Annotated in this window: 2 protein-coding genes; both read right to left on the bottom strand. The window is 72.2% G+C overall.

From position 1 onward, the window contains the following. Window positions 1-195: 195 nt before the first annotated feature. Complete coding sequence (locus tag AOK18_RS13640; protein ID WP_055694521.1) at window positions 196-1,527, bottom strand: acyltransferase family protein; 1,332 nt, start codon at window positions 1,525-1,527, stop codon at window positions 196-198. Beyond that, the coding region (locus AOK18_RS13645; RefSeq protein ID WP_055694522.1) for a bifunctional polysaccharide deacetylase/glycosyltransferase family 2 protein at window positions 1,524-3,691 on the bottom strand (2,168 nt) is incomplete at its 5' end. The genes AOK18_RS13645 and AOK18_RS13640, both read right to left, overlap by 4 nt.

The following is a 3,691-nucleotide window of genomic DNA, read 5'->3' on the forward strand; positions in this document are numbered from 1 at the left end:
CCGTCGCGGGCCCGCGACGGGCGCGGACACCGGCCCGGCACTGCCGCCGGCGCCACCCCCGGCACCGGGCCACACCTGACGGGGCATGGAGGCGGGTCGTGGAGGCGCTGCGCGGCCCTGGCCGTCCGGTGGCCGGGGGAGGCGGGCGGCGCCCCGGCCACCGGACGGTCGGGGCAGTGCGGACCGCTCCCGGCGTCAGCCCCGGCGGCCGGCGGCCCGGCCCCCGGTCCGCCGGCCGGGGGAACGCGTCGCGCCGTTCGGCCACAGGCGGGGCCTCCGCTTCGCCGCGAGGTCCTCGACCCAGCCGGTCGCGAGCACCGCCAGACCGATGAGGGGCCAGATCAGGGCGAACATCCACAGCGTGTACGTGCTGCTGATCGCCTCCACCCCGCGCTCGCTCTGCATGAACGGGATCCGGTACAGCAGGTCGACCAGCGGGACCGTCGCCATGATCAGCATGTTGTGCCACAGGTAGATGGTGACCGCCCGGTTGTTGGAGAGCGTCACCAGCCTGTCCCACCGCGCCAGGCGTCCCGGCAGCTCCCGCCAGGACGGGGAGTACTGGAGCAGGATCACGACGAAACCGAACGACCAGGCGGCCTGGGCCAGCGGGATGTCGTTGAGGTCCCAGCCGTCGGGACCCAGGTGGTTCGACGCCCACCACAGGCCGAAGGCCATCACCAGTGACGCGCAGGAGACCGACATGTACCGCGGGATCCGCTGCAGCATGCCGTCGTTGTGGGCGAAGCCCAGCACCCAGCACCCGCCGTACACCGCGAAGTCGGTGATCGCACGGCCCGTCTCACCGGGGATGGTCACCAGGCCCGTGCCGACGACCGCCGTCAGGGCCAGGGGGGCGAGCAGGGTCGGCCAGGGGGCCCGGCGGAACGCCCACAGCAGCAGCGGCGACGCGATCACGAACCACAGGTAGGCGCGCAGGTACCACAGCGGGCCCGCGGCCTGCACCGCCCACGTGGTGTCCAGCAGGCCCGACGGGGAGCCGAGCTCCCAGGGGTAGGGCGGAGCGCCGATCGGGACGAGGTAGTTGAACAGTCCGATCAGGCCCCGGGAACCGTCCTCCTCCACCGGGTCCCAGCCGGCGGCGAACATCATCGCCAGCACGACCGCGGCGAACGCCCACAGGGGCGGCAGGAGGCGGCGGAGCCGGCCGCGGATCACGCTCCCCGCCGGACGCTTCAGCGAACGCGCCATCAGCGAACCGGCCAGCGCGAACATCACGCCCATCGACGGGAACAGCACCGTCATCCAGGCCCAGCCGAACAGGTGGTAGACCACGACGCGGACCAGGGCGATGGAGCGCAGCAGGTCGAGGTAGCGGTCACGGCCCGGTTTCCCGGGGGCGGCCGGGGCGGCGGGATCCGCCGCGGGCTCGGGCCCGGCCGTCCGCTGGCGCGGGAGGGCGGGCGGCACCCCGGGGGCCCCGTGCGCCTCCCCGGGGCGGGCGGTTCCGTACGGGCCGGCCGGCTCCGGGGCGGGGCCCGTGCCGGTGGTGTGTCCGCGGGTCATGCCACGGGCCTCCGATCGTCGTCGGTCCGCGCGTTCTGGCGCGGCACCGAGCCGCCGGGCGCCTCGACGACGCCGGTGCGCCGCAGCTTCTGCCAGCGCAGGCGGCCGCCGGTGAGCGCCGTGATCCAGGACTGGAGCAGCACGACGTACATGAGCTGGCGGTAGAGGAGCTGCTGCAGCGGCAGCGAGATGAGGTGGGTCATGCGTTCGCGGTCGAGACGGAAGGCGAAGGCCGCGCAGACCGCCTGGATCGCCAGGACGCCCAGCCACGCCACGATCGTCTTCTGCGTCGGGCCGAAGACGATGCCGTAGAGCAGGAAGACGTCGATCAGGGGCGCCAGCAGCGGGGCCACGATCATGAACAGGGAGACGAAGGGCAGGCCCACGCGGCCGAAGCGGCCCGAGGGCCCCTTGTCGATCACGGCGCGGCGGTGCTTCCAGATGGCCTGCATGGTGCCGTAGGACCAGCGGTAGCGCTGGGACCACAGCTGCTGCACGGTCTCCGGGGCCTCGGTCCAGGCGCGGGCGTTCTCCGCGTAGACCACGCGCCAGCCGGCCCGGTGCAGTGCCATGGTGACGTCGGTGTCCTCGGCGAGCGTGTCGTCGCTCATGCCGCCGATCGGGATCAGGGCCGAGCGGCGGAAGGCGCCGACGGCCCCCGGGATGGTCGGCATGCAGCCGAGGACGTCGTACATGCGGCGGTCCAGGTTGAAGCCCATCACGTACTCGATGTGCTGCCAGGCGCCGATGAGGCTGTCCTTGTTGCCGACCTTCGCGTTGCCCGCCACGGCTCCCACCTTCGGGTCGCCGAAGGGCTGGACGAGTTCGCGGACGGTGGACGGCTCGAAGACCGTGTCGCCGTCCATCATCACGACGATGTCGTGGCGGGCGTTGGCCAGACCCCGGTTGAGCGCGGCCGGTTTGCCCGCGTTGAGCTGGCGGATCACCCGGACGTTGGGCAGCCCCATGGCCTCGACGATGCGGGCCGTGCCGTCGCTGGAACCGTCGTCGATGACCAGGACCTCGATGGGGTGGTCGCTGGCCATCAGGGAACGGACGGTGTTCTCGATGCACTTGGCCTCGTTGTAGGCCGGGACCAGTACGGTCACCGGTTCGGTGACCGGCGGGCCCCAGCCGAAGCCCCGGCGGCGCACCCGGCGGGCGTGGACGGCGGAGAGGACGAGCATCAGCACGAAGCGGCCGATGACCAGGGTGCCGACGATGGCCAGGCCCACCGCCAGGGCGCCGGTGACCTTCTCCGAGGCCTGGACCAGGAAGATCCACGCCTTGCCCCTCCACAGTTCGGAGCCGGTCACCGGGCTCATCGCGCCGGGCGCGTCCAGGGCCTCGCTGAGGTTGTCGAACGCGTAGCCGTCCTTCTTCAGGTCGGGCAGCATCCTGTCCAGCGCCTCGACGGTCTGGCTGCGGTCGCCGCCGGAGTCGTGCATCAGGACGATGGCACCCTCACCGTTCTCCGGCGTGGCACGGCGGATGATCTCGTCGACGCCGGGCCGCTGCCAGTCCTCGCTGTCGGTGTTGTTGACGACGGTGATGTAGCCGAGGCTGCCGATGTACTCGGTGACCGGCCAGGACTCGTTGTCCATGGCGGCGGAGAAGGAGGAGTACGGCGGGCGGAAGATCGAGGTACGCACCCCGGCCGCGCCGGTGAGCGCCAGCTGGTTCTGCGACAGCTCCCAGTCGATGCGCTTCTTGGACTGCAGGGAGAGGTCGGGGTGGTTGAAGGTGTGCAGGCCCAGTTCGTGGCCCTCGTCGACCATGCGCTGGACGAGGTCCGGGTAGCGGGAGGCCATGGTGCCGGTGACGAAGAACACCGCGTGCGCGTCGTGCTTCTTCAGCACGTCCAGCACGCGCGGGGTCCAGACCGGGTCCGGGCCGTCGTCGAAGGTGAGGACCAGATGCCTGTCGGGCACGCTCAGGCTCTCGGTGCGGCCGTCCCGGGCGTCGATGACCGGGCCGCCCTCGAGGATCTTCCGCGGCACCTCGTCCGTGGGGGCGGGCGCCTGGACGCGGTGGTCGGCGAGGATCTCGCTGTGCGTGTAGCCGCGCAGCATGAGCATCGCCGCCAGGGCGACGAGGACGAGCAGCGGAAGCAGCAGGCGCAGGGGCACACGGCGACGCCGGGAGCCGCCTCGGGCTCTGGTCG

It is taken from the genome of Streptomyces prasinopilosus, assembly GCF_001419695.1.
Lineage (GTDB): Bacteria > Actinomycetota > Actinomycetes > Streptomycetales > Streptomycetaceae > Streptomyces > Streptomyces prasinopilosus.

Bases quoted from the DNA above. Each gene is read 5' to 3' on its own strand.
- AOK18_RS13640 (WP_055694521.1), bottom strand. From the start codon at position 1,527: ATGACCCGCGGACACACCACCGGCACGGGCCCCGCCCCGGAGCCGGCC.